We start from the raw sequence: 23,805 nt of genomic DNA, 5'->3' as shown, positions 1-23,805 counted from the left end.
CCAAGAACAAAGCATGATTGCAAAGCTGCGCGGCATCCTCGACGAAACCGGCGCCGACTGGGCGGTGATCGACGTCGCGGGTGTGGGCTACCTCGTCCATTGCTCGTCGAAGACGCTTGGCCAGCTCGGTGAGACGGGCGCGGCGTGCACGGTGTTCACCGACCTGCAGGTCAGCGAGAACGACATGCGCCTGCTGGGCTTTGCCTCGGGCACCGAGCGCGACTGGTTCCGGCTGCTGACGCAGGTGCAGGGCGTGGGCAGCAAGGTCGCGCTCGCGATCCTCTCGGTGCTGTCGCCGGAGGAACTGCAACGCGCCTGCGCCGCGCTGGACGCCGCCAGCGTGGCGCGCGCGCAGGGCGTGGGGCCGAAACTGGCGGGCCGCATCGTCAACGAACTGAAGGACAAGGCCGGGGCGCTGCCCTCCGCGCCCGGGATGGCGGTGCCACTACCGCGCGGCGGGGCGAGCGCCGACGCGGTCAGCGCGCTCCAGAACCTCGGCTTCAAGCCCGCCATCGCCGCGCAGGCCGTCGCCCGCGCGATCGACGAACTGGGCGAGGGTGCGGCGGAAGGCGATCTCATCCGCGTGGCGCTGAAGAGGGCGGCGGGGTGATGGAGGGAGCAATGCGATACGGTCTGGCCCTGGCGGCGATGCTGGCGAGCCCAGCCGCGGCGCAGGACGCAACTCGACACGCGAGCGGGCCCGTGTTCGATGCATTCGGGTCCTACGCGATGGTCGAGGATATCGGCAGGGCGCCCGCCGACGCCCGGTTTGCGGTCGCCTTCGACGTTCCCGGTGCGGCCGAGCTAGGCGAACTCAACCCCGCGATCGAACGCGCGGCGAAGTTCGTCAACATGCACGTCGCCCACGGGGTGCCGGAAGACGATATTCGCATCGCGATCGTGATCCATAACGTGGCCGTCTTCGACACACTGACCGAAGATGCCCGTTCCGCGCACGGCCTTGGCGAGAACGCGTCGGCCGCCATGATCCGCGCGATGCTCGGCCAGGGCGTGCGCTTCATCGTCTGCGGACAAAGCGCGGCGGGGCTGGGGGTGCGCCGCGACGAATTGATCCCGGGCGTCGAGATTGCGCTGTCAGCGATGACGGCGCACGCATTGCTGCAGCAGCACGGCTATACGCTCAATCCGTTCTGATGACCGACCCCGTCCCCCTCCACGCCCCCCAGCGCCAACCGGAAGATCCCGACGCTGCGCTGCGCCCCAAGTCGCTCGGCGAGTTCGTCGGGCAGGAAGCGGCGCGCGAGAACCTGCGGGTGTTCGTCGATGCCGCCAGGGCGCGGGGCGAGGCGATGGACCACGTGCTGTTCTTCGGGCCGCCGGGCCTCGGCAAGACGACGCTCGCGCAGATCGTCGCGCGCGAACTCGGCGTGGGGTTCCGTGCCACCAGCGGGCCGGTGATCGGCAAGGCGGGCGACCTTGCCGCGCTGCTCACCAACCTCGAGGCGAACGACGTCCTGTTCATCGACGAGATCCACCGGCTCAATCCGGTGGTCGAGGAAGTGCTCTACCCGGCGATGGAGGACCGCGCGCTCGACCTCATCATCGGCGAGGGGCCATCGGCACGCTCGGTGCGGATCGACCTGCCGCCGTTCACGCTGATCGGCGCGACGACGCGGCAGGGGCTGCTGACGACGCCGCTGCGCGACCGCTTCGGCATCCCGGTGCGGCTCAACTTCTACACCGTCGAGGAACTCGAGCGGGTGGTGACGCGCGGCGCGGGCCTGCTCGGCCTGCCGCTGGGACCGGGCGGGGCGCGCGAGATCGCCCGCCGCAGCCGCGGTACGCCGCGCGTCGCGGGGCGGCTGCTGCGCCGGGTGCGGGATTTTGCCCACGTGCAGGGCGACGGCGCGGTGACCGCTTCGGTCGCCGATGCGGCGCTGACCCGGCTGGAGATCGACAACCTCGGCCTCGACGCGATGGACCGGCGCTACCTGCGCATGATCGCAGGCACCTACAAGGGCGGCCCGGTGGGGGTCGAGACGCTCGCGGCAGGTCTGTCCGAACCGCGCGACACCATCGAGGAAGTGGTCGAACCCTACCTGATCCAGCTCGGCCTCGTCGCGCGCACCGCGCGCGGGCGCTGCCTCAACGACGCGGGCTGGCAGCATCTCGAGATGCAGCCCCCTGCGGGAAGCCAGGGCGGGCTGTTCGAACCGGGGGCGAAGTGATTCGCGGTTAACCCGGCGCTGACCACGTTGCGCCGGTGCGCGGGGTGAAACCATTAAGCGTCGTTAACTAAGCGGTTCCGTTCTGGGACACACCCGCGCCGCCGGCGCAGCGCCGGGCAAGAAAACGACCCGCGCGGGCGATAATCTTGGTTAACCCGATTGTCGGTAACGAATGGCTGCCGTTTGCTGGTTCATCACAGGGGCAAGTCACGACCGGACCCGCCGGCCGAGGCCCCCCGAAAGGCAAACGAAGGTACAGCCCATGTCGGTCAAGATGGCCCTGGCGAAACTGTCCGCTACCGCTGCCGGTACCGCGCTGCTGGCGGGCGGCGCGGTGCACGTCGCCGAAACGCAGGCCGCGCAGACCAAGTCGGTCAAGTCGGTCAAGTCGGTCAAGGCGCAGCCGGTCAAGCGCGCCGCGCATCGTCCGGTCGCCAAGCGGCACATTCCCAAGACCGTCCAGCGCCAGCGGCGCATCGTGCGGCGCGAGGTCGAATGCGTGCCCGCCGGACCAGGCGTTCCGGTGGGACCGGGGATGCACGGCGCCCCGCTCGGCGGCCCGGTGGCCGGGGCGGAGGAATGCCCGCCGACCTACCACTACGCGATGGCGCCCGTGCCGCTCCCGCCCCCGCCCCAGGCGCCGATCGGCGGCGGCAGCGGCGGCGGCGTGACGGTGATCGGCGGCAGCGGCGGCTTCGGCGGTTTTGGCGGCGGTTTCTTCGGCGGCTTCTTCGGCGGCGGATCGAGTGGCGGGAGTGTCGTCGTCAGCTCCACCACGACCGGCTCGAGCTCGGGCAGCTCGAGCTCGTCGGGCGGGATCAACATCGACATCGACAACTCGAATAACGGCGGTTCGACCTCGAGCTCGACCGGCGGCTTCACGTCTACCTCGACGGGCGGGTCGACCTCGACATCGACAGGCGGATTCACCTCGACCGGCGGCTCGTCGTCGACCTCGACAGGGGGGCTGACCAGCACCACCTCGTCAAGTTCGGGGAACGTCAGCTCGACCAGCAGTTCGGGCAACGTGTCGTCGACCTCGGGCAACGTTTCCTCCAGTTCGGGCAACGTCTCCTCGAGCTCCGGAACCGTCTCCTCGAGCTCGGGCAGCGTGTCCTCCAGTTCGGGGGCGGTGACGAGTTCCACGTCGACCTCGACCTCGTCGGGCAGCGTCACCAGTTCCTCGGGCAACTTCTCGAGCTCGTCGAGCTCGGGCAACGTCTCGTCCTCGAGCTCGGGCAACGTGTCCTCGTCCACCTCGAGTTCGGGCAACGTGTCGACCTCGACCAGTTCGTCGACCTCGGGCAACGTGTCGACCAGCACGTCGACCTCGGGGAACATAACCAGCAGCACGTCGAGCTCGTCCTCGACCTCGTCGTCCTCCTCCTCGAGCAGCAGTTCCTCGTCGAGTTCGTCGACCAGCTCGTCATCGAGCACGAGCGGATCGAGCGGCGGGACCCCGATCCCGGCACCGCCGATGATGGTGCTGTTCGGCGCGGCGGCCGTGGCGGCGCTGAGCCGGCGGCGCAGAAAGGTCAAGCTGGCGGACTGAGCCTCGAAGCAGGACCGTCAAGCGAAGGGGCGGCTTCCGCGAGGAAGTCGCCCCTTTTTGCGCGGTCAGCCGCCGGAAGTGACCGGCTCTCCGGCCTCTTGCCAGGCGGTGATGCCGCCGCCGAGGTGAGTCGCCGCCTCGCCGGCGGCGACCATCTTCTCCGCGCCCGCTTCCGATCGCCGGCCCGAGCGGCAGTAGAGTATCGTCTGCTTGCCCGCTTCGTGCGGGACGCTGCCGGGATCGAAGCCCTGCAGCGGCAGGTTGACCGCCCCGGCGATGTGGCCCTCGGCGAATTCCCCGGGCGTTCGCACGTCGACGAGCACGACCTTGTCCCGCGCGACGAGGTCGGTCAGCGCCGCCACGTCGATCGTCGAGATCGTCGCGGTCGGTGCCGCCGCTTCGGCGGCCGCATCGGTCGCGGGGCGAGCGCTGCAGGCGCTTGTCGCAAGCGCCAGCGCCGCTGCCCCGGCAACGAGGCTGGCGCGCGCGCTCACGCCGCCAGCTTGCGCAGGACGTAATGCAGGATGCCGCCGTTGAAGTAGTATTCGAGCTCGTTGGCGGTATCGATCCGGCACTTGGCGATGAAGCTCGACTGCGAACCGTCGGCCTTCGTCACTTCGACCTCGACGTCCTGCCCCGGCTTGATGTCGGCAAGGCCGCGGATCGTGAAGCTGTCCTCGCCGGTGAGACCGAGCGAAGTCCGCGTGTCGCCTTCCTGGAACTGCAGCGGCAGCACGCCCATGCCGACGAGGTTCGAGCGGTGGATGCGCTCGAAGCTCTCGACGATCACCGCGCGCACGCCGAGCAGGTTGGTGCCCTTGGCGGCCCAGTCGCGCGACGAGCCGGTGCCGTATTCCTTGCCCGCGATGACGACCAGCGGGGTGCCGTCCGCCTTGTGCTTCATCGCCGCGTCGTAGATCGGCATGATCTCGCCGTCGTACCTGGTCATGCCCCCCTCGATGCCGGGGACCATCTCGTTCCGGATGCGGATGTTGGCGAAGGTGCCGCGCATCATCACCTCGTGGTTGCCGCGGCGGCTGCCGTACGAGTTGAAGTCGGCGCGGGCGACCTGGTGGTCCTGCAGGTACTCGCCGGCCGGGCTGTCGGTCTTGATCGACCCGGCGGGGCTGATGTGGTCGGTGGTCACGCTGTCGCCGAGGATCGCGAGCGGCCTTGCATCGACGATGTCGGTGACCGGCGCCGGGGTCATCTCCATGCCGTCGAAATAGGGCGGGTTGGCGATGTAGGTCGATCCCGCGCGCCACGAATAGGTGTCGGACCCGGTGACGTCGATCGCCTGCCAGTGCGCGTCGCCCTTGTAGACGTCGGCATAGCGCGCCTCGAACATCGAGCGGTCGATCGCGCCGTTGCGCACCTGGGCGACCTCGTCGTTGGTCGGCCAGATGTCCTTGAGGTAGACGTCGCTGCCGTCGGTGGCCTGGCCGATCGGGCTATCGACCATGTCCTCGGTCACCGTGCCCTTGAGCGCGTAGGCAACCACGAGCGGCGGCGAGGCGAGGAAGTTGGCGCGCACGTCGGGCGACACGCGGCCTTCGAAGTTGCGGTTGCCCGACAGGACCGAAGCGGCGACGATGTCGTTGCCGTTGATCGCCTTCGAGATCGGCTCTGCCAGCGGGCCGGAATTGCCGATGCAGGTCGTGCAGCCGTAGCCGACGAGATCGAAGCCGATTGCGTCGAGGTGCTCCTGCAGGCCGGCCTTGACGAGGTAGTCGGTGACCACCTGCGATCCCGGAGCGAGGCTGGTCTTGACCCACGGCTTGGGCGACAGGCCCTTTTCGTGGGCTTTCTTGGCGACGAGGCCGGCGGCGATGAGGACATCGGGGTTCGATGTATTGGTGCAGCTGGTGATCGCGGCGATCACCACGTCGCCGTCGCCGATGTCGTGAGCCTTGCCCTCGACCGCGGTCCGCTCTGGGGCCGACTTGCCGTAGATCTCCTTGAGCTGGCCGTTGAACAGGTCGTCGACCTCGGGCAGCACGACCTTGTCCTGCGGGCGCTTGGGACCCGCGAGGCTGGGGACCACCGTCGACAGGTCGAGTTCGAGCGTGTCGGTGAAGATCGGCTCGCTGGACGGGTCGATCCACAGGCCCTGCTCCTTGGCATAGGCCTCGACCAGCGCGATCTGGGCCTCGTCGCGCCCGGTGAGCTTGAGGTATTCGAGCGTCTTGTCGTCGATCCCGAAGAAGCCGCAGGTCGCGCCGTATTCGGGCGCCATGTTGGCCAGCGTCGCGCGGTCGGCGAGGCTGAGGGCGGCGAGACCGTCGCCGAAGTACTCGACGAAGCGGCCCACCACGCCGCGCGCGCGCAGCATCTGGGTCGCGGTGAGCACGAGGTCGGTCGCGGTGACGCCCTCGGCGAGCTTGCCGGTCATGCGGAAGCCGACGACCTCGGGAATGAGCATCGAGACCGGCTGGCCGAGCATCGCCGCCTCGGCCTCGATCCCGCCGACGCCCCAGCCGAGCACGCCGAGGCCGTTGACCATCGTCGTGTGGCTGTCGGTGCCGACGCAGGTGTCGGGATAGGCCACCGTCGTGCCGCTGTCGTCCTTCGAGGTCCACACGCACTGTGCGATATGCTCGAGGTTGACCTGGTGGCAGATGCCGGTGCCCGGGGGCACGGCCTTGAAGTTGTCGAGGCTCTTCGATCCCCACTTGAGGAAGTCGTAGCGTTCGGCGTTGCGGGCGTATTCGAGTTCGACGTTCTTCTCGAACGCCCTGGGGGTGCCGAACTCGTCGACCATCACCGAGTGGTCGATCACGAGGTGGACCGGAACCAGCGGGTTGATCTTCTGGGTGTCCCCGCCAAGCCTGGCGATGGCGTCGCGCATCGCGGCCAGGTCGACAACGCAGGGCACGCCGGTGAAGTCCTGCATCAGCACGCGCGCGGGGCGGTACTGGATCTCGTTGCCGGTGACCGGGTTCTTCTGCCAGTCGGCAAGCGCCTGGATGTGGCCGACCGAGACGGTGAACCCGGCGTCCTCGAAGCGCAGCAGGTTTTCCAGCAGGACCTTCATGCTGAACGGCAGGCGGCTGACGTCGCCGATCGTCTCGGATGCCTTCTTCAGCGAGTAGTAGGCGTAGTCCTGTCCTCCCACCGTCAGCGTGCTGCGGGTTCCGAGCGAGTCCTTGCCGACCTGGGTCATGCGTGCATCAATCCTTGGCTGAGTGGGCGTGTTTTTCGTTCGCGCTCCTGCGCGCAGCGCCCGTCGAGGTCAAGGGGAGCGGAAGCGAGGAATCCTTGCCCGCCCGCTAGTCAGACGACGGTCTGCTCCGGCGCGGGCGGGGCGCCGCGGGTGGCGATGAAGCATCCCGCGACGATCAGCAGCGCCCCCGCGGTGGTCGCGCCGGTGACCTTTTCGCCGAAGAACATCCAGCCGAACAGCGCCGCCCACAGGAAACCGGTATATTCGAGCGGTGCGAGCCGCTGGGTTTCGGCGCGGGCGTAGGCCCAGCTGAGCAGCCCCGCGCCGAAGTAGGAAAGCGCCGTGCTCACCCCGATGTCGCGCCATGCCGGTTCGTCGGGCCATTGCAGGAAGGCGGGGGCGAACCACACCAGCACCAGGAACGACATCGCCGCCTGGAAGGTCACCACCTCGAGCGGCCTGGCGACGAGCGCCTGCTGACGCTGGAGAACGAGGTTCCAGGCATAGAGCACGGCCGATGCCAGCACCGCGGCGATACCCAGCGGGGCGCCGCCGTCCATCGTTTCGCGCCAGATCTTGCCGGCAAGGATCACAAGCACCCCGGCCAGGCCCATGAGCGCCCCGATCACCACGCGCTGCCCGATCCGTTCGCCGAGGATGAAATGCGCGAGGAACAGCGCGATCAAGGGCGCGATGAAGCTGATCGCGATCGCCTGTGCCAGCGGCAGCAGCGTCAGCGCGAAGAAGAACATGAAACCCATCACCGCAACCACGCCCCCGCGGATCACGTGGATGCGCACGGTCGCGGGCGGCGGCCAGCGCCCGCCGGCGATCCGCCACGCGGGGAGGGTGACCGAAAGCCCTATCACGGACCGCAGCAGAAGCGCGCTGTACGCGCCCACCGCCAGCGCGGCGTTCTTCATGAACGCGTCCATCAGGCTCAGCATCCCGATCGCCGCGATCGTGACGAACAGGGGAAGGAAGGGATGGTCGCGGCCGGGCATGGTCAGCCGGCGGTTCGTGGTATTCGCGCCACCGGTCAAGGTGGATTCAGCCCCGCTTCAGCCACGCGCGTTGAAGGTCCGCTTTCAATGGCGCTATGGGGCGCATCGACGCCGGCACGTGGCCGGTGCGGGATTCGAGGGATTTACGCGGTGATCGAAGGAAGCAAGCGGTACTGGCTGGCGGGTGCGGCGTTGGTGGCATTGCCTTCGGCGGCATTCGCCCAGGCCAAGGCGCCGGTGGACCTGCTTCCCCCGCCAGCGCCGACCGTCACGCCCGAAAAGGTCGCCAGCCCCGACGACGTCACCGCGTCGATCGACGCAATGGGCCAGCGGGCCGCAGCGGCGGCGACGGTCCAGCCGATCGCGCCGATGGTGCAGGTGTGGACCGTGGCCGACGCCAGGGCGCTCGCCGGGGTCATCGCTTCGATCGGTGCGGAAGGCCTCGATCCGAAGGATTACCAGCCGGCCGAACTGAATGCGGCGATCGCCGCGGGGCAGGGCGACGCGCTCAACGAAGCGGCCAGTCGCAGCTTCGCCTGGCTGGTCGAGGACCTGCGCGATGGGCGCACCCCGATGGAGGCCCGCAAGCAGTGGTTCGTGGTCGATCCCGATCCCGATCGCTATCGCACCGCCGACATCATGGCCGAGGCGCTGGCCAGCCACACGATCGCCGCCAGCCTGATGGCGCTCGCGCCCGAGCATCCCGACTACGCTGCGCTCAAGGCCGAGCTCGCGAATACGACCGACCCGGCGAAGCGCAAGCTGATCCGCGCCAACATGGACCGCTGGCGCTGGCTGGCGAAGGACCTTGGCCAGCAGTACCTCATCACCAACGTGCCCGAGTACCAGCTGCGCCTGACGGTCAACGACAAGATCATCTCGACCTACAAGACGATCGTCGGCAAGCCCGGCCGTACCGCGACCCCGCAGCTCGCCGAAACGGTCGAAGGGGTGATCTTCAACCCGACCTGGACCGTGCCGCAGTCGATCGTGAAGGGCGAAGGGCTGGGCGCGAAAGTTCTGGGCAATCCTGCCTGGGCGAAGGCCGCGGGCTACAAGGGCTGGAAGGACCCCGAGACGGGGTTCGTCACCGTCGTCCAGCAGCCGGGCGCGAACAACTCGCTCGGCCTGATGAAGCTCGACATGCCCAACCCGCACGCGATCTTCCTGCACGATACCCCGGCGCGGGGCCTGTTCAACCAGGAGAACCGCGCGCTGTCGCACGGCTGCATCCGGACCGAGCGCGCGCAGGAACTGGCGATCACGCTCGCCATCCTCGGCAACCTCGCCAACACGCCCGAGGCGCGCAAGGCGGCGGCCGACGAGGCGGTCGCGATCAGTACCAGCGGCAAGTACACGCGCGTGCCGATCCAGAAATCGATGCCGGTCTACATCACCTATTTCACGATGGGCCGCGACATTTCCGGCAAGCTGCGGGCGTTCTCCGACATCTACGGCCGCGACGCGCCGGTGCTGGCAAGTTTCGACCAGCCGCGGCAATCGAACCGGGCGCGGGCGACGAGCGAGGAAGCGGTCGAGATCGTCGACGACCTCAAGACGACCTAGGTCGGGGTCAGTACACCCCGGGATCGCGCGGCGGTTGCGGGGCACCCTCGGGCACGAGCAGCTTGAGGTCCTTCGGCGGTTCGCCGACGGTCCCGCCGTCCGCGCCGATCCCGAGCTTGTCGGCATAGAGCAGGCGTCCGCCCGCCAGCCGCAGCAGCGCGATCTTGAAATCGGCGTCGCTCATCGCGAAGCAGCCGTTCGAGCGGCCCAGCTTGCCCCACCGGGTAATATGCGCGGGCTCGCAGTAGCTTGCCCGGTGCATCACGATCGCGCGGTCGAGCGCGTTGGAGTTGCTGTGTTCCAGCCCCTCCAGCCGGATCGAGGTCCCGTAGCGGCCGGTGTACCAGCCGAAGGTCATGTAGGCGCCATTGCTCGAGCAGAGCGATTCGGGGACGTTGGAGAACCAGTTGAGCCAGCCGTCGTGTTCCGGGTCCGACCCCATGCCGTGCGCCACGCGGAAACTGTCGACCGTGCCACGGTCGAAATCGACCATATGCAGCCGCGGTTCGCTCGAATGGAGGCCGTAGTCGGCGATTCCGACCACGTCGCGCCGCCACAGGCCGCTGCCGTGCTGCAGCAACTGTTCCTGGGCGATGGCGAACAGCCGGCGGTCGCGCACGGTCAGCGCGGTCGGCATCGCGGGAACCTGCGCGCGCGCGGCGGGGGCCGCCAGCGTCGCGCCGGCGGCGAGCGTTCCGGCAAGGAGGTCGCGCCGTTTCATGGGGTGTTTTCTATCACGCCGGTCCTATCCCGCTCGTGAACGCGCGCGTACCGGGCGATTTCGGCGTAGATCGCGTCCCCGCTGCGGCTGGCGGCGTTGCCCCATCCGGTCGCGCTTGCGCGGTTGAGCAGCGTGCCGTCGGGGGCGATCACGAGCAGCGCGGGCGTCGACTGGAGCCCGTCGATGCCGAACTGCCGCGGAATCTCCAGGTTGCGCCCTTCGCCGGCCTGCGGGTGGTCGACGTCGACGAACACGAGTTCGAAATCGGCGGCGACCAGTTGCCGGAATCGCGGCGTCTCGAGCCAGCCGGCTAGCGCTCGGCTGTCATGACACCAGTTCGCCCCCAGCACCGCCAGCAGCGGCCGGCCCGATTCGACCGAGCGCGCACGCGCCGCGGCGTATGCGGCCTGCGCGTCGGCGGCAGGGTCGAACAGCGCGGCCTCGGGCCGCGCCGAAGGCGTCGCGACGCAGGATGCAAGCGGTGTCGCCAGGAGAAGCAGGATCGGGGCGAAGCGCACTTACTCCGCCGCCTCGACCACCTCGTCGGCCTGGCCCGCGTCGCTCATGCCCGCCTCGATCTCGGCCGCCTTTGCCTCGACCAGTTCGACGATATGGTCGATCATCGCCTCGGACTGGACGTGGTGGTCGGTCACGCCCGACAGGTACACCATGTGCTTGCCGGCGCCGCCGCCGGTGAGGCCGATGTCGGTTTCGCGCGCTTCGCCCGGGCCGTTGACCACGCACCCGAGCACCGAGAGGCTCATCGGGGTCTTGATGTGCTCGAGCCGCTTTTCGAGCGCCTCGACCGTCCGGATCACGTCGAAGCCCTGGCGGCTGCACGAGGGGCACGAGACGATGCGCACGCCGCGCGTGCGCAAGCCGAGCGCCTTCAGTATCTCGAACCCGACCTTCACTTCCTGCTCCGGCTCGGCGCTGAGCGAGACGCGGATCGTGTCGCCGATCCCGGCCCACAGCAGGTTGCCGATGCCGATGCTCGACTTGACCGTCCCGCCGATCAGGCCGCCGGCCTCGGTGATGCCGAGATGCAGCGGGCAGTCGACCGCTTCGGCCAGGCCCATGTAGGCGGCGACCGCGAGGAACACGTCGCTCGCCTTTACCGCGACCTTGAACTCGTGGAAATCGTGGTCCTGCAGCAGCTTGATGTGGTCGAGCGCGCTTTCGACCAGCGCCTCGGGGCAGGGTTCGCCGTATTTCTCCAGCAGGTCCTTCTCGAGGCTGCCGGCGTTGACCCCGATGCGGATCGCGCAGCCGTTGGCCTTCGCGGCGCGGACGACCTCGGCCACTCGCTCGGAAGAGCCGATGTTGCCCGGGTTGATCCGCAGGCACGCCGCGCCCTTGTCGGCCGCCTCGAGCGCGCGCTTGTAGTGGAAGTGGATGTCGGCGACGACCGGAACGTTCGCGGCGCGGGTGATCTCGTCGAAACGCGCGGTGCTTTCGGGCGTGGGACACGAAACCCGGATGATGTCGACGCCGGCGTCCTCGCAGCGGCGAATCTGGTCGATCGTCGCGCCGACGTCCTCGGTCGGGGTGTTGGTCATGGTCTGCACGCTGATCGGCGCGTCGCCGCCGACGGGGACCTTGCCGACCATGATCTGGCGGGACCGGCGGCGCGCGATGTCGCGCCAGGGGCGTATCGAAGACATGGGGCGCGATATAGGCGCGCGGGCAAGACGGGGCAATGACATCGGCTGCGCGATGCGGCATGAACGCGGGCATGGCGGCGCCGCGCGATCCCACCGACACCTTTCCCGAAGACGGGCCGCTGCTGTTTGGCCGGGTGCTCGACGGGCAGGGAGGAGGCCACGCGGTCAGCTGGCAACATGCGCAGGGGTGGGAACCGTCGCTCCCCGGCGAAGTGCTCTGGCTTCATCTCGACCGGCGGGCGCCGGGCGTCCAGGAATGGCTCGAGAGCGAAGTCGGGATTCCCGAGCCGACCGCCGAACTCCTTACCGGCGATGCAACGCGCCCGCGGGCGTTCCGGGACGGGGATACCCTCGTGGCGACCCTGCGCGGGATCAATTTCAATCCCGGCGCCGAACCGGAAGACATGGTCTCGATGCAGCTGTGGAGCGACGGGCACCGGCTGATCACGCTGCGCCGCCTGCCCCTGCAGACCCCGCGCGAGACGCTGGCCGACATCGACGCGGGCAAGGGACCGGTGGATGCCGGGGCGCTGGTCACCCAGCTCACCGAACGCCTCGTCCACCGCATGAACGCCGCGATCGTCGACATGAACGACGAGATCGACCGGCTCGAGGACCTCGACTTCGCCGAGGACGACAACGAGGCGATCCTGGCCAAGATCACCACCATCCGGCGCAACTGCCTCGCGCTGCAGCGGCACATGGGGCCCCAGCACGTCGCGCTCGAAGCGATCAGTCGCGACGCCCCCGCCTGGTTCGAACCCCACGACCGGCGCGAGATCGGCGAGACGATCGCGCTCTTGAGGCGCTTTCTCGACGACATCGACGTGAGCAAGGAAAGCGCGGTCGTGCTGATGGACGAGCTGCGCACCCGCGCGCTCGCGCGGTCCGAACGGACCAACTACGTCCTCACCCTGGTCGCGGCGATCTTCCTGCCGCTGGGGTTCATCACCGGGCTGCTGGGAATCAACGTCGGCGGAATGCCCGGGGTGGACGACGGGGACGCGTTCTGGATCGTCGTCGGCATCTGCGTGGCGATCTTTGCAGTGCAGATGATGCTGTTCCGCAGGTGGAAGTGGATCTGAATTAACCCGGCGCCCGCCGCCTGTCCCGCGCGGGGACCGAAGGCAACTTCGCTGGCCATTCACCATTCGGCTTAACCGACACGAGCCCTGCGAACGGGTATGTCCGCCCGGAACCCCGAACGCCGCAAGAAGGCCATCGTCCCATGCGCAGCACCATCATCGACTGGATCGCCTCGCTCGTCTCCGAAGCCCGCAGCCAGGCGGGCGAGATGCTGGCCAGCGTGGCCGTGCGCCGCGCGATGTTGTGGATCTGGCCCTACGCCGGGGTGATCGTCGGCATGGACGCGGCGGCGCACTATGGCGAGGCGACCGGGGCGGCGCTGCCGGTGCAACTGTTCATCTCGCAGGACCACGGTTTCGGCGAATATCTGGAGTATTCGCTCACCACCGCCTGCGCGGTCATGCTGTTCGTCATGTGGCGGCGCCTTGGCCCCATGGCCTACCTGGCCAACGCGATCATGATGGTCTGGCTCACGCTCGACAACGCGTTCGAGTTCCACGAGCAGTTCGGCCACTGGATCGCCCCGGCGATCCCGCTTCCGGCCGGTTCGCCGGTCCACGCCAACGACGTGGGCGAGATGATGTTCTTCGCGGGGGTGGGCGGATTCTGGCTTCTCGGCCTCGCCAGCGCGCTGCTCGGCGCGCAACCCCGCGCGGCGGTGCGCAGCCTGTTCATCGCCGCCGGGATCGGCTGCGCGGCGATCTTCGGGGTGCTGGTCGACATGATGGTCACCTGGGGGCCGCATACGGTGGCGCAGACCCAGTTCGAAGCCTGGATCGAGGATGGCGGCGAATTCGCCTTCCTCAACTTCACCTTCCTGATGGTCGTGGCCTTCTTCCACGCGGAGCGGCTGGCCTGGCGGCGCCCGCGGCGCGCCGCACCCGTGTCCGCGGTGGCCTAGAGCGCCAGCTCGTAGAGGAACTCGTCGTCGCGGTGCGTGCCTACCCAGAAATCGATGTCGGCCACCTTTGCGAACCCGTAGCGGGCATAGAACCGCTGGGCGCCGAAATTCTCCGCATAGACCGATAGCTGGACCGCGTCGCAGCCGCGCGCGTGCGCCTGGGCGAGGGCATCGTCCATCAGCGCCGTGCCGACGCCGCGACCGGTAGCCGCGCTGGTGCAGTAGAGCTGGCTCAGCAGCGCCGGGCGCGCAGGCCGCGGCTCGGGCCGCTCGTCGAAACCCGCCCCGAAGAACATCGCGCAATAACCGAGCAGTTCGCCCCCATCCTCCGCCAGCGTCAGCGCGGCGTCGGACCGCTCGACGATCTCGGCCATCCGCCTCGGCGAGCGCCAGTCGTCGAGGAACGCGGCGAGGTCGGACGGCGCATAAAGGTGCCCGAACGCGTCGGTGAAGCTCCGCCGGCTCATCGCGACGAGGGCATCGACATCGGAGATGGAAGCGGGGCGCAGGATCATCACCCTGCGCCCCGTAGGCTGTTTCGGTTTCCGGTTGAAGTCAGATCGTCGGCGGGCCGTCGGTGCCGCCGCGGGCGCGCGCGTCCCATTCCTCCAGCTTGCGGCCGGCCCAGTCGCGCCCGCCGAGCCCGAAGGCGAGCGCCGCCGCGACCGCGCCGCCGACGACCAGCGCGCTGAAGAAGATCCGCACGATCTCGTCGCCGACCTGCATGAAGCTGAGGCCCATGAAGGTGAACACCAGGATCGTCGCCCACTTCACGATCGTTCCGGCCAGGCTTTCCTCTCCGGCGCCCGAGATCATCCGCACCAGCAGCCGCGCGATCAGGAAGCCCACCGCGATGACGACCGCGCCGAACACCACTCGTCCGGCGAGTTCGAGCACTTCGTCGAGGATCGCGGTCAGTTCCGGGAAGCCGAGCAGCCGGGTCGCGGCGATCGCGAAGAACAGCACGATCGCGATCTGCGCCACGCGGGCGATGACGTCGGTGGCGGTGGTCCCGTCGGGCAGCAGCTCGGTCGCGCCGATCGCCCGGTCGACACCCAGGCCGCCCAGCACTTCCTTGAGCAGCTGCACCACGAACTTGCTGATCAGGTAGCCCACACCGAGCAGCAGCGCGGCGCCGATGATCCGCGGGATCGCGTCGAAGATCAGCCGCAGCATGTCGCTGGCCGGCTGCGAAACGCTTTCGAGCTGCAGCACGTCGAGCGCGAAGATCGATACCAGGATGACGATCAGCGCATAGACGATCGTCCCGATCGTGGTGCTGATCGCGGTGTTGCCGGTCATCGTGTCGACCCCGCCGCGATTGGCCCACTTGTCGAAGTCGACCGTCTGGAGCGAGGTGACCACGAGGTCGCGGACGATCTTGGCGACCATCAGGCCGATGAAGAATATCAGGCCCGCCCCGATCAGGTTCGGGATGAATTCCATCACGTTGTTGAGCAGGGTCTGGACCGGGCTCATCACCCCGCCGAGCTGGAACACCTGCAGGATCGCGAGCAGGCCGAACAGCCAGATCAGCAGCGCGACGATCCGCCCGAGCGATTCGCCAAGGCTCGCCCCGGTGCCGGTCCCCCGGCGAAAGAACGAGACGTTGTCGACCAGCTTGGCGAAGGCCCATTTGGCCGCTTTCGCCAGCGCCCAGGTGACGACGAGTATCAGCAGCGCCCAAAGCAGCTTTTCGCCGATCTCCATCGCAAGCTCTTCGTCGAAGCGATAATTCCCGATTTGCATCACACCGATCTCCCCTTCAGTGCAGAGGGCGCAAGCCTATCATGTCGTAGGGTAAATCGCGAAATCCGGGCGGTGGATAACCCTCTCGTGCACATTCCCGCTGCCGGTCGCGGTGATCCGTGATAGACTGCGGTTCATGCGCACCCTTCGACTGGCAGCCGCCGCGGCAGCCCTGGCCCTTTCCGCTCCCGCTGCCGCCTCGGACAAGGACTGGGATACCGCCAGCACGATCGGCGCGGTCGCGCTCGGCGCGTGGGCGGTGGGGGTGCCGGCGGCCACCGGCGATGCCCGGGGGGCGCTGCAGTCGGGGCTGTCGGTGGGCGCGGCCTATGCCGTATCGACCGGCCTCAAGGAGGCATTCCCCGAAACCCGGCCCGACGGCAGCGACAACCGCAGCTTTCCTTCCGGGCACACCGCCGCCTCGTTCGCGGCCGCGGCGAGCATCTACGAGCGGCGCGGGCCGGGCGACGGCATTCCCGCCTTCGCGCTGGCGAGCTTCGTCGGGCTCGCCCGGGTCGAGGCGCACAAGCATCACTGGTACGACGTGGTCGCCGGTGCGGGCATCGGCACGGCTTCCGGATTGCTGCTCACCCACCCGCTCGCCGAGAAGCGGGTGGCGCTGGTCCCGTGGGTCGACAGCACCGGCGGCGGCGCAACCGTCGACTTCGCGTTCTGATCGTCCTATCGGGCTGAAATGCGGCTGCAACTTCTCGCCCTGCTGGGTCTCGCCTTGACGTTCACCACTCCTTCCAGTGCGCACGAGCCTCCCGGAGAGCCGGGCTGGAGCTTCGCCATCCACGGCGGCGCCGGCGTGCTCGAGCGCGCCCGGATGACGCCCGAGCAGCAGGCCGACTACAAGGCCGCGCTCCAGCGCGCGCTCGACGCCGGCAGCAAGGTGCTGAAGGACGGCGGCGCCGCGCTCGACGCGGTGACCGCCGCGATCACCCTGCTCGAGGACGATCCCCGCTTCAACGCCGGGCGCGGGGCGGTGTTCACCTGGGACGGGATCAACGAGCTCGACGCCTCGATCATGGACGGCAACGGCCGGGCGGCGGGCGCGGTCGCGGGGGTCCACGTCGTGCGCCACCCGATCCTCCTCGCCCGCGCGGTGATGGAAGACGGGCGCCACGTCATGCTGTCGGGCAAGGGGGCGGAGGAATTCGCGCGCGACCACGATCTCGAGATCGTCTCGCCGGACTGGTTCGCAACCGATGAACGCAGGCGGCAGCTCGAGACGCTCAAGGCGCAGAACCTTTCGGCGCTGGATGTCGAGTTCAAGTACGGCACCGTGGGCGCGGTCGCGCGCGACGCGGCGGGCCACCTTGCGGCCGGAACCTCGACCGGCGGGATGACCGGCAAGCGGTGGGGCCGCATCGGCGACAGCCCGGTGATCGGCGCGGGCACCTATGCCGACGACGCCGCGTGCGCGGTGAGCGCCACCGGGTCGGGCGAATACTTCATCCGTGCGGCGGTCGCGCACGCGATCTGCGAGCGGGTCAAGGCCGCGCGCAAGCTGACGCTGAACGGCGAGACCGAGGAGGTGCCGCTGACCACCGAGGTCCTCCAGCGTATCGTCGACGGCGTGATGGCCGAAGTGGGCGAGCTGGGCGGGGACGGCGGGGTGATCGTGGTGAGCCCGACGGGCAAGCCGGTGTTCTCGATGAACACGCCGGGCATGTATCGCGGCCGGGCCACCGCCGAGGGCCTGAACGAGGTCGCCATCTTTGCCGACGAGTGACGCGGCGCCGCCGCCAGGCGGGCGCCACTACGGCATGGACTGGCTCAGGATCGGCGCCTTCGCGCTGCTGATCCTCTATCACATCGGGATGTTCTTCGTGCCCTGGGGGTGGCACGTGAAGACGGCCGAGCCGCTGCAGTGGGCGACCGTGCCGATGCTGGCGACCAATTCGTGGCGCATTCCGCTGCTGTTCGTGGTGTCGGGCTATGCCTCGGCCGCGCTGTTCGCGAAATCGCGGGCGCCCGGCGCGTTCGTCCGCAACCGCAGCGCGCGGCTGCTGGTTCCGCTGGTCGCCGGGATGGCGCTGTTCGTCCCGCCGCAGCCGTGGGTCGAGCTGACCTTCAGGCACGGCTACGCGGCGGACTTCGGGTGGTTCTGGTTCCACGACTACTTCCGCTTCGGCAAGCTCGACGGGATCCAGCTGCCGACGTGGAACCACCTGTGGTTCGTCGCCTACCTGTGGCTCTACACGATCGGCCTTGTCCTGATCCTGCTCCTGCCGCGCGGCGTGCGGGAGCGCGGGCGGCGCGGATTCGACAGCCTGCTCGGCGGCGGGCGCGTGCTCTGGGTGCCGCTCGCTCTGCTGGTGGTGCGGCTCTGGCTCGGCTGGCCGGCGCCCGAGGACACGCACGACGTCGTCGGCGACCTATACGCGCACACGCTCCAGTTGCCGCTGTTCCTGTTCGGCTTCCTGCTGCGCGATGCGCCGGCGGTGTGGCGCGGGGTGCAGCGGTGGTGGCGCCTGGCGGGGGCACTCGCCATTGCCGCCTATGGCCTCGTCGTGTGGGTCGAGTTCACCTGGCCGGGAGATACCCCGGCCCCGGCCTGGGCCTACCCCGCCTTCGGTGCGGCGCGGACGGTGCAGATGTGGTGCGCGATCGTCGCGCTGATTGGGGTGGCGGACCGCTTCTGGAACCACGACCACCCGCGGCGCGCGATGCTGACCGAGGCCGTCTTTCCCTTCTACATCATCCACCAGACGATCATCGTCGTCCTCGGCTGGTACCTGCTGCGCTTTGCCCTGCCGGCAGGTGCCGAGCTGCTTGTCCTGCTCGCCGCGACGGTGGCGGGATGCTGGCTGTTCTATCTCGTCGGCCGCGAGATAGCGCCTCTGCGCCCGCTGATCGGTTTGCGGTCGAAGGCGCCGGTCAGGCGGGCGTGATCGTATAGAGCGCGCGCAGCCAGGCGGTCAGCATGCGGCCGATCTCGGCGAAGGCGGCGTCGACCCCATCGGCCGCAACCGCGCTCCCCTGCCACGAACGGTGATAGACGGCGAAGCTCGCGATATCGCCGGTCGGCGCGACGACGTAACCGATGTCGGCGCGGGTATGGCCCATGCCCGGCCAGTCGCCCGAATTGCCGGTCTTGTCGCCCGCCTCCCATGCGTCGGGCACGCCGGCGCGCACCTTCTGGAGGCCGGTCGTCGTCTCGCGCATCCACTGGCGCAGGATGGCGCGGCGCGCCGGGTCGAGCGGGCCGTCCGCGACCAGCCGGTGGATCGTGCGCGCCATCGCGGCGGGGGTCGTGGTATCGGCAAGCGTGCCGTCGGGCACGAAGTTGAGCTGCGGCTCGATCCGCTCGAGGCGGCTCGTCCCGTCGCCCAGCGCGCGCCAGAACGCGGTCACCGCCTCCGGCCCCCCGACCCGGGCGAGCAGCAGGTTGGCCGCGGTGTTGTCCGACGCGGTCTGCGCCGCGCGGGCGAGGTCGCGCAGGCTCGCCCCGGTGGCGAGACGCTCGCGGGCGAACGGCGCGTATGACAGGAGGTCCGCCTCGCTCCAGCGCACTGTCTCGTCGATCGCGAGCCGGCCCTGCTGGTCGAGCCACAGCACGAGTGCTGCGAGCGTCGTCTTGAAGCTCGAGGCCATCGCGAACCGTTCGTCCTGCCGGTGGCCGAGCGATGCGTTCTGCGCCGGATCCAAGACCATGACCCCGAGCGCGCCGCCGAGGCCCGCCTCGATCAGCCGCAACTTCGCCGCCAGTCGTCCGCTGGTCGAGGTGTCGAGCGGGACGCAGGCGCCGAGGCCGAGCGCGCCGGTCCCGGCGACAAGCGCGCGGCGGTCGAGGATCACAGCCCGCGCTCCATGCACAGGCTGAAATCGTCCGACACGTAGTCTCCGAACGGCGCGCATTCGGCAAACCCGTTCGCGGCATAGAGTGCGTGGGCGTCGCGGAACGCCTGCGGCCGCCCGGTTTCAAGACCCAGCCAGGTCATGCCGCGCGCCCGCGCCTCGTCCAGCAGCCGGTCGAGCATGGCCCGGCCCGCGCCCCGCCCGCGGTAATCGGGCGCGGAACGCATCGACTTCAGCTCGCCCCGGCCCGCGCCGAGATCGCGCAAGGCCCCGACCGAGGCCAGAGCGGCGCCGTCCCACGCGGAAAAGAACGTGACATCGGGCGCGCGCAATCGTTCGGCCGCCATCGCGTGGACCTTGTCCGCCGGCGACCACCGGTTCATCTCGTCGAGGTGGAACTGCAACAGGGCCAGGACCGCGGGCTGCGTCAGGTCGTCGCGAACGATGCGATAGGCTTGCATCGGCCCGATCTGCCGGGGCGCGCAGGTCAAGGCAAGAGCGGTTGACTCTAGGTCATTGAACGGCCTAGCCTTTGCTTGCTCGGGGGCTGGCTCAAAAAGCGAGGTCGCATTGGGTCGCCCGACTCCCCAGCACGTGAAGGCCCGCCGACGGTGGCGGCGCCGAACAGTGGGGAATGCACATGAAAGCGATGACCCTGGCGGCCTCGGCGGCCGCTTGCCTGGCCTTTGCCCTGCCGCAGGCAGCGGCGGCGCAGGCCGATCCCTGGCCGTTTGACGGCGGGGACTACGTCGAAGTGACCGGCATCGAGATCTCGGACGGTTCGGAACTCAAGTACGCGAAGTGGCTTGCGGGGGAATGGCGGGCGAACGAGGATTTCTTCGTCGCGCAGGGCTGGAACACCCGCTACGAGATCCTGACCAACGAGTTTCCCCGCAAGGGCGAACCCGATCTCTATATCGTCCGCTATTTCCCGAAGTTCGTCGACAACGCGGAAGGCGAACGGCGGCGCCAGGTGATGATGGCGCGGTACAAGCGGACCCAGGAGAAGCTGCAGGAGGAATCGGCCGGCCGTGCGTCCTATCGCGAAGTCAGCGGGTCGATGCTGCTGCGCAAGATGGAATGGAAGAAATAGCCGACACCGCCTAGCCGCGGATCGCAGGGCGGGCAGGTTCAGTCGCTGAACTTGTCCGCCTTTCGCTTGCCGAACCGCATCCCGCCTTCGAGCCGCGCGCGCAGCTGGGCGTAATAGGCCTCGAGGAACGCCCGCTCGTCGCCCGCGCCGGGATTCCAGCCGATCTTGCGGCAAATGGCCGCGTGGACCGATTCGATCGCCTCGGCCCGGTTCTCGCGCAGGACCCGCTCGAGGGTCTGGAGTTCATGCTCGCCATAGACCGCCAGTTCCCGGTCGTCGAAGCGGTAGGTCGTCCCCGTCACCGCGCTGACCCCGCGCGCGGCGCTCTTCGCCGACAGCGCCTGTGCCAGCCTGGTGCGCGGCGCCTCGACCACCCAGGTCCCTGCGACCAGGTCCCCGGCGCGCAGCGCGTCGCGGTTGAAGAACGGAAACAGCGCGAAGACCAGCAGCCAGAGCAGGCCGGCCCAGCCCGCCGCGCCGGTTTCGCCGGTCGGCGCGAGCACCAGCAGCACGAGCGGCATGAACAGCTCGATGTCGCGCAGGAGGTTGCGGGCGATCACCGCCTCGGCGGTCAGCCGCTCGCCCCCGCCCGCAGGATCGGGCCGGGCCGCGACACGGATGCCGACGATCCGCTTGCCCGGCGTGGCGCCACGCGGGCCGAGTTCGAAGGCGAGGAAATAGCCGTTCCAGGCGAGGAACCAGAACAGCATCCAGACGACCTGGAGGAACTCGCCCGCGCCGCCTTCGCCGCTCTCGCCGCCACCGAGCCCCGTCAGCCCGCCGGCAACTTGCGCGAGCAGCAGGGTCACCGCGATCGTCGAGACGAGCAGGATCAGGTAATCGAGCAGCAGCGCGCCCAGCCGCGCGCCGCGCGTCGCAACCACGAACGGCAGCGCGATCCCTTCGGGCGTGACCACCGTGCGCCGCCGCTTGGCGTCATAGGGCGTGTAGGCGGTGGCGGTCACGGCGCGCCGCCCGCGGGCCGGCGGCGGAAGGCGAAGAAATAGGCCAGCCATCCGGCCAGCATCGTGCCGCCGATCGTCAGCCGCTCCCACGTCTCGCCGACCAGCTGGCGCGGGAACGCCTCGAGCACCGCGGCGACCACCAGCATCAGGACGACCCCGGCCATCACCGTCGCCGCGCGCCGGCCCGCCGCCGCGGTGGCCGCCGGTATCGAGCGGTCGCCGGGGAAGGCCATTGCGCGCCCGACGTGAAGGCCGGCCGCGCCCGCGAGCAGGATCGCCAGCAGCTCGGTCGTGCCGTGGACCGACAGCCAGGCGACGAAATCGATCGTCAGGTCGCGCGTCGAAAACAGCCACAGCATCGCGCCCAGCGTCGCCATCTCGCGCAGCAGCAGCATCAGCGTGGGGATGCCGAACGCGAAACCCAGCGCGAAGGCGAGGATCGCGACGCCGGCGTTGTTCTGGAACAGGAACGCGGCGAACCCGGTGAGGCCCGCGGCCGTCTCCTCGGTGCCGAGCGCCTGCAGGAGCACCTCGCGGCTCGCGCCCGGAACGCGGGTATCGGTGAACTGGGTGGGGACCAGCGTCCAGTACCACCCCTCGTCGCCGCTCACCAGCAGCCAGCCCGACGCCAGTCCCGCGATCATCACGGCGAGCGCGATAGAGATGTCGAGCCAGATGCCGCGTACCGCCGCGGACAGCCCGCCGCCGAGGAAGCCTGCGAACCACCGCGCGAAGCCCTGCCGGGGACCGTAGACCTGGTACCATGCGCGCCGCACGAGCCCTTCGAGATAGGCGAGGGTCGCCGCGTCGAGCGAGGTCGCGCGCGCGACCGCAAGACTCGAGGCGGCGGTGCGGTAGAGCGCGGGAAGGGCCAGGACGTCCTCGTCCGAGAGCTTGCGCAGGCGGCCCCTTTCCATTGCGGTCACGATTGCCTCGAGCCGTGTCCAGTCCTCTTCGCGTGCGATCCGGAACCGGTCCGACCGCAGCACCGCCGCCTCGAGGGCGCCCTGTTCGAGCGCACGGCCGCTCATCCGATCCCGCCCTTGCGCTTCGCCTCGAGGTAGCGGTCGATCAGGCGGTAGCCGATCGCCGCCCACGGCGCTTCGATCACGTCGATGCCCAGCTGGCGCAGCCGCTGGAGCACGACCGCGCGCTGGCGCGCCAGCGTGTCGGCGGCGACCGCGGTGGCGAGCGTGTCGACGTTGCCGGGCTCGGCGTCCTGCAGCGCGATCAGTTCGCTGTCCTCGATCGTGACGAACAGCACGCGGTGCTTCTCGGCCACCCGGCCGAGGCTCTCGACCATCAGTTCCGCGCTGGTCGGGTCGGTGAAGTCGGAGAACAGCACGACCAGGCTGCGGCGCTTCAATCGCGCGGCAAGGGTCGCCAGCGCGAGCGTGAAGTTCGGCTCCTCGGCATGGTAGTCGAGCGCGGCGGCGGCCGACTGCAGGCGGTGGAATGCGCGGGTCTCGCCGTAGAACGGGGTCATCACCTCGGGACGGCGGGCGAAGCCGAACAGGCTCACCCGGTCGCCGCCCTTGATCGCCACCCAGGCCGCCGTGAGCGCGGCGCTGACCGCGCGGTCGATGCGCGGCAGGCCGTCCACCGGCTCGCACATCGCCTGCCCGCAATCGAACGCGAAGACGATCCGGTTGTTGCGCTCGGCCTCGTTCTCGCGCGCGAAGAGCCTGGTGTGCCGCGCGCTCGACTTCCAGTCGATCCGGCGGCGGTCCATTCCGGGATGGTATTCGGAGAGCGCCTCGAACTGGGTGCCTTCGCCGCGGATCCGGCGGGCGACGATACCGAACGCCGCATCGCGCAGGAAATGCTGGAGCGCGGGACTGCGCACCGGCGACAGGTCGGGCCAGATGCGGACGGCCTCATCGAGCGGATGCGCGACCTGCCGCGCGCCAAGACCGAGCGGCCCGGTCCAGCGCAGCCACAGGTGCGGAATCGTTCCCGTGCCGCGGCGGGCGGGTGTCACGGTGACCGAGCCCTCCCATGCGCCCTCGGACGGCGCCAGCCGCAGCGTGACGCGCCCCTCGCGCGCGAGGCGCGGGTCGAGCATCAGCGCCGCCTCGACCGATCCGCCCGGCGCACGGCCGGCGATGTCGGCGAGGACGCCGATCGACAAGGGCGCGCCGACCTCGCCATCGGGCGGGGCGATCACGCGCCATTCCGCGAGCCGGCCCGCCATGCCTGCGTCGACGAGCGCGGCCAGGAGCAGCACGATGCCCGCCGCCGGGGCGACCGGCCAGGCGCCCGGCACCGAGGCGGCGATCACCAGCGCGACCGGCGCGGCGAGCGCCGCGATCCAGGCGGTGCGGGCGGTGGGGACGATCACGCCT

Annotated in this window: 24 protein-coding genes; 10 read left to right on the top strand and 14 right to left on the bottom strand. The window is 69.4% G+C overall.

The window, feature by feature from the left end; translation table 11 throughout:
- Positions 1–13 precede the first annotated feature (13 nt).
- The 3 genes from ruvA to ruvB all read left to right on the top strand — a co-directional run bounded on the left by ruvA (position 14) and on the right by ruvB (position 2,189).
- Entirely contained in the window at positions 14–610 is a 597-nt protein-coding gene (ruvA, locus tag N0B51_RS09815) for a Holliday junction branch migration protein RuvA (RefSeq protein ID WP_259962152.1), read from the top strand.
- 119 nt (positions 611–729) lie between these two features.
- Positions 730–1,155, top strand: a complete 426-nt coding sequence (locus N0B51_RS09810) for a DsrE family protein (protein ID WP_259962151.1) — start codon at positions 730–732, stop codon at positions 1,153–1,155.
- On the top strand, positions 1,155–2,189 hold the full coding sequence (gene ruvB, locus N0B51_RS09805) for a Holliday junction branch migration DNA helicase RuvB (protein ID WP_259962150.1): 1,035 nt from the start codon (positions 1,155–1,157) through the stop codon (positions 2,187–2,189). The genes N0B51_RS09810 and ruvB overlap by 1 nt, the downstream gene beginning before the upstream one ends.
- A 597-nt stretch (positions 2,190–2,786) precedes the next feature.
- On the opposite strand, the gene N0B51_RS09800 is transcribed toward ruvB, so the two are convergent.
- The 4 genes from N0B51_RS09800 to N0B51_RS09785 all read right to left on the bottom strand — a co-directional run bounded on the left by N0B51_RS09800 (position 2,787) and on the right by N0B51_RS09785 (position 7,947).
- A complete protein-coding gene (locus N0B51_RS09800; protein WP_259962149.1) occupies positions 2,787–3,728 on the bottom strand; it encodes a hypothetical protein in 942 nt (313 codons plus the stop codon).
- 78 nt (positions 3,729–3,806) lie between these two features.
- The gene (locus tag N0B51_RS09795; RefSeq protein WP_259962148.1) at positions 3,807–4,235 is read right to left on the bottom strand and encodes a rhodanese-like domain-containing protein; all 429 of its coding nucleotides are present in this window, start codon (positions 4,233–4,235) and stop codon (positions 3,807–3,809) included.
- Entirely contained in the window at positions 4,232–6,904 is a 2,673-nt protein-coding gene (acnA, locus tag N0B51_RS09790; protein ID WP_259962147.1) for an aconitate hydratase AcnA, read from the bottom strand. The genes N0B51_RS09795 and acnA overlap by 4 nt, the downstream gene beginning before the upstream one ends.
- Positions 6,905–7,014: 110 nt before the next feature.
- Positions 7,015–7,947 carry a DMT family transporter gene (locus N0B51_RS09785; RefSeq protein ID WP_259962146.1) on the bottom strand — a complete coding sequence of 311 codons (933 nt, stop codon included), beginning with the start codon at positions 7,945–7,947 and terminating at the stop codon, positions 7,015–7,017.
- A 111-nt stretch (positions 7,948–8,058) separates the two neighbouring features.
- Between N0B51_RS09785 and N0B51_RS09780 the strand changes: the two genes are divergently transcribed.
- Entirely contained in the window at positions 8,059–9,474 is a 1,416-nt protein-coding gene (locus N0B51_RS09780; RefSeq protein WP_511262102.1) for a L,D-transpeptidase family protein, read from the top strand.
- A gap of 7 nt (positions 9,475–9,481) precedes the next feature.
- Here the strand turns inward: N0B51_RS09780 and N0B51_RS09775 are convergent, their stop codons facing one another.
- Genes N0B51_RS09775 through ispG form a run of 3 tightly spaced genes read right to left on the bottom strand, consistent with a single transcriptional unit; the run spans position 9,482 to position 11,859 of the window.
- Complete coding sequence (locus tag N0B51_RS09775; RefSeq protein ID WP_259962145.1) at positions 9,482–10,195, bottom strand: murein L,D-transpeptidase catalytic domain-containing protein; 714 nt, start codon at positions 10,193–10,195, stop codon at positions 9,482–9,484.
- Positions 10,192–10,713 carry a thioredoxin family protein gene (locus N0B51_RS09770; protein ID WP_259962144.1) on the bottom strand — a complete coding sequence of 174 codons (522 nt, stop codon included), beginning with the start codon at positions 10,711–10,713 and terminating at the stop codon, positions 10,192–10,194. Before N0B51_RS09770 ends, N0B51_RS09775 begins: the two co-directional genes overlap by 4 nt.
- Complete coding sequence (gene ispG, locus N0B51_RS09765; RefSeq protein ID WP_259962143.1) at positions 10,714–11,859, bottom strand: flavodoxin-dependent (E)-4-hydroxy-3-methylbut-2-enyl-diphosphate synthase; 1,146 nt, start codon at positions 11,857–11,859, stop codon at positions 10,714–10,716. It lies immediately after the preceding gene.
- A gap of 71 nt (positions 11,860–11,930) precedes the next feature.
- Here ispG and N0B51_RS09760 point away from each other — a divergent pair, with 71 nt between their 5' ends.
- Complete coding sequence (locus N0B51_RS09760) at positions 11,931–12,944, top strand: zinc transporter ZntB (protein WP_259962142.1); 1,014 nt, start codon at positions 11,931–11,933, stop codon at positions 12,942–12,944.
- 143 nt (positions 12,945–13,087) lie between these two features.
- Complete coding sequence (locus N0B51_RS09755; protein ID WP_259962141.1) at positions 13,088–13,846, top strand: hypothetical protein; 759 nt, start codon at positions 13,088–13,090, stop codon at positions 13,844–13,846.
- Here the strand turns inward: N0B51_RS09755 and N0B51_RS09750 are convergent.
- Together N0B51_RS09750 and N0B51_RS09745 are read right to left on the bottom strand one after the other, a co-directional pair.
- The gene (locus N0B51_RS09750) at positions 13,843–14,361 is read right to left on the bottom strand and encodes a GNAT family N-acetyltransferase (RefSeq protein ID WP_259962140.1); all 519 of its coding nucleotides are present in this window, start codon (positions 14,359–14,361) and stop codon (positions 13,843–13,845) included. The two genes, N0B51_RS09755 and N0B51_RS09750, sit on opposite strands and share 4 nt — an antisense overlap.
- A 40-nt stretch (positions 14,362–14,401) precedes the next feature.
- Positions 14,402–15,595, bottom strand: coding sequence for a mechanosensitive ion channel (locus tag N0B51_RS09745; protein WP_259962139.1), 1,194 nt, complete (start codon positions 15,593–15,595; stop codon positions 14,402–14,404).
- 136 nt (positions 15,596–15,731) lie between these two features.
- Between N0B51_RS09745 and N0B51_RS09740 the strand changes: the two genes are divergently transcribed.
- The 3 genes from N0B51_RS09740 to N0B51_RS09730 are packed head-to-tail and all read left to right on the top strand — an operon-like array spanning position 15,732 to position 18,495.
- Complete coding sequence (locus N0B51_RS09740) at positions 15,732–16,271, top strand: phosphatase PAP2 family protein (RefSeq protein WP_259962138.1); 540 nt, start codon at positions 15,732–15,734, stop codon at positions 16,269–16,271.
- An 18-nt stretch (positions 16,272–16,289) separates the two neighbouring features.
- On the top strand, positions 16,290–17,333 hold the full coding sequence (locus tag N0B51_RS09735) for an isoaspartyl peptidase/L-asparaginase family protein (RefSeq protein WP_259962137.1): 1,044 nt from the start codon (positions 16,290–16,292) through the stop codon (positions 17,331–17,333).
- A gap of 34 nt (positions 17,334–17,367) precedes the next feature.
- Entirely contained in the window at positions 17,368–18,495 is a 1,128-nt protein-coding gene (locus tag N0B51_RS09730) for an acyltransferase family protein (protein ID WP_259962136.1), read from the top strand.
- On the opposite strand, the gene bla is transcribed toward N0B51_RS09730, so the two are convergent.
- Positions 18,482–19,402: a class A beta-lactamase gene (bla, locus tag N0B51_RS09725; RefSeq protein ID WP_259962135.1), complete on the bottom strand. Its 921-nt coding sequence runs from the start codon at positions 19,400–19,402 to the stop codon at positions 18,482–18,484. The genes N0B51_RS09730 and bla overlap by 14 nt on opposite strands.
- On the bottom strand, positions 19,399–19,863 hold the full coding sequence (locus N0B51_RS09720) for a GNAT family N-acetyltransferase (protein WP_259962134.1): 465 nt from the start codon (positions 19,861–19,863) through the stop codon (positions 19,399–19,401). Before N0B51_RS09720 ends, bla begins: the two co-directional genes overlap by 4 nt.
- A gap of 179 nt (positions 19,864–20,042) precedes the next feature.
- On the opposite strand from N0B51_RS09720, the gene N0B51_RS09715 reads away from it, so the two are divergent.
- Positions 20,043–20,495 carry a hypothetical protein gene (locus tag N0B51_RS09715; protein ID WP_259962133.1) on the top strand — a complete coding sequence of 151 codons (453 nt, stop codon included), beginning with the start codon at positions 20,043–20,045 and terminating at the stop codon, positions 20,493–20,495.
- A 38-nt stretch (positions 20,496–20,533) separates the two neighbouring features.
- Here N0B51_RS09715 and N0B51_RS09710 read toward each other — a convergent pair whose 3' ends face one another.
- From N0B51_RS09710 to N0B51_RS09700, 3 genes are read right to left on the bottom strand one after another with little or no spacing between them, the layout of a single operon-like run.
- The gene (locus N0B51_RS09710) at positions 20,534–21,460 is read right to left on the bottom strand and encodes an RDD family protein (RefSeq protein WP_259962132.1); all 927 of its coding nucleotides are present in this window, start codon (positions 21,458–21,460) and stop codon (positions 20,534–20,536) included.
- Entirely contained in the window at positions 21,457–22,491 is a 1,035-nt protein-coding gene (locus N0B51_RS09705; RefSeq protein WP_259962131.1) for a stage II sporulation protein M, read from the bottom strand. The genes N0B51_RS09710 and N0B51_RS09705 overlap by 4 nt, the downstream gene beginning before the upstream one ends.
- Complete coding sequence (locus tag N0B51_RS09700) at positions 22,488–23,801, bottom strand: DUF58 domain-containing protein (RefSeq protein ID WP_259962130.1); 1,314 nt, start codon at positions 23,799–23,801, stop codon at positions 22,488–22,490. Before N0B51_RS09700 ends, N0B51_RS09705 begins: the two co-directional genes overlap by 4 nt.
- Positions 23,802–23,805: the final 4 nt, after the last annotated feature.

This window comes from Tsuneonella litorea (assembly GCF_025154015.1).
GTDB classification, from domain to species: Bacteria; Pseudomonadota; Alphaproteobacteria; order Sphingomonadales; family Sphingomonadaceae; genus Tsuneonella; species Tsuneonella litorea.
Note: the sequence above shows the minus strand (reverse complement) of the source record. Positions and strands in the feature narration are given on the sequence as shown.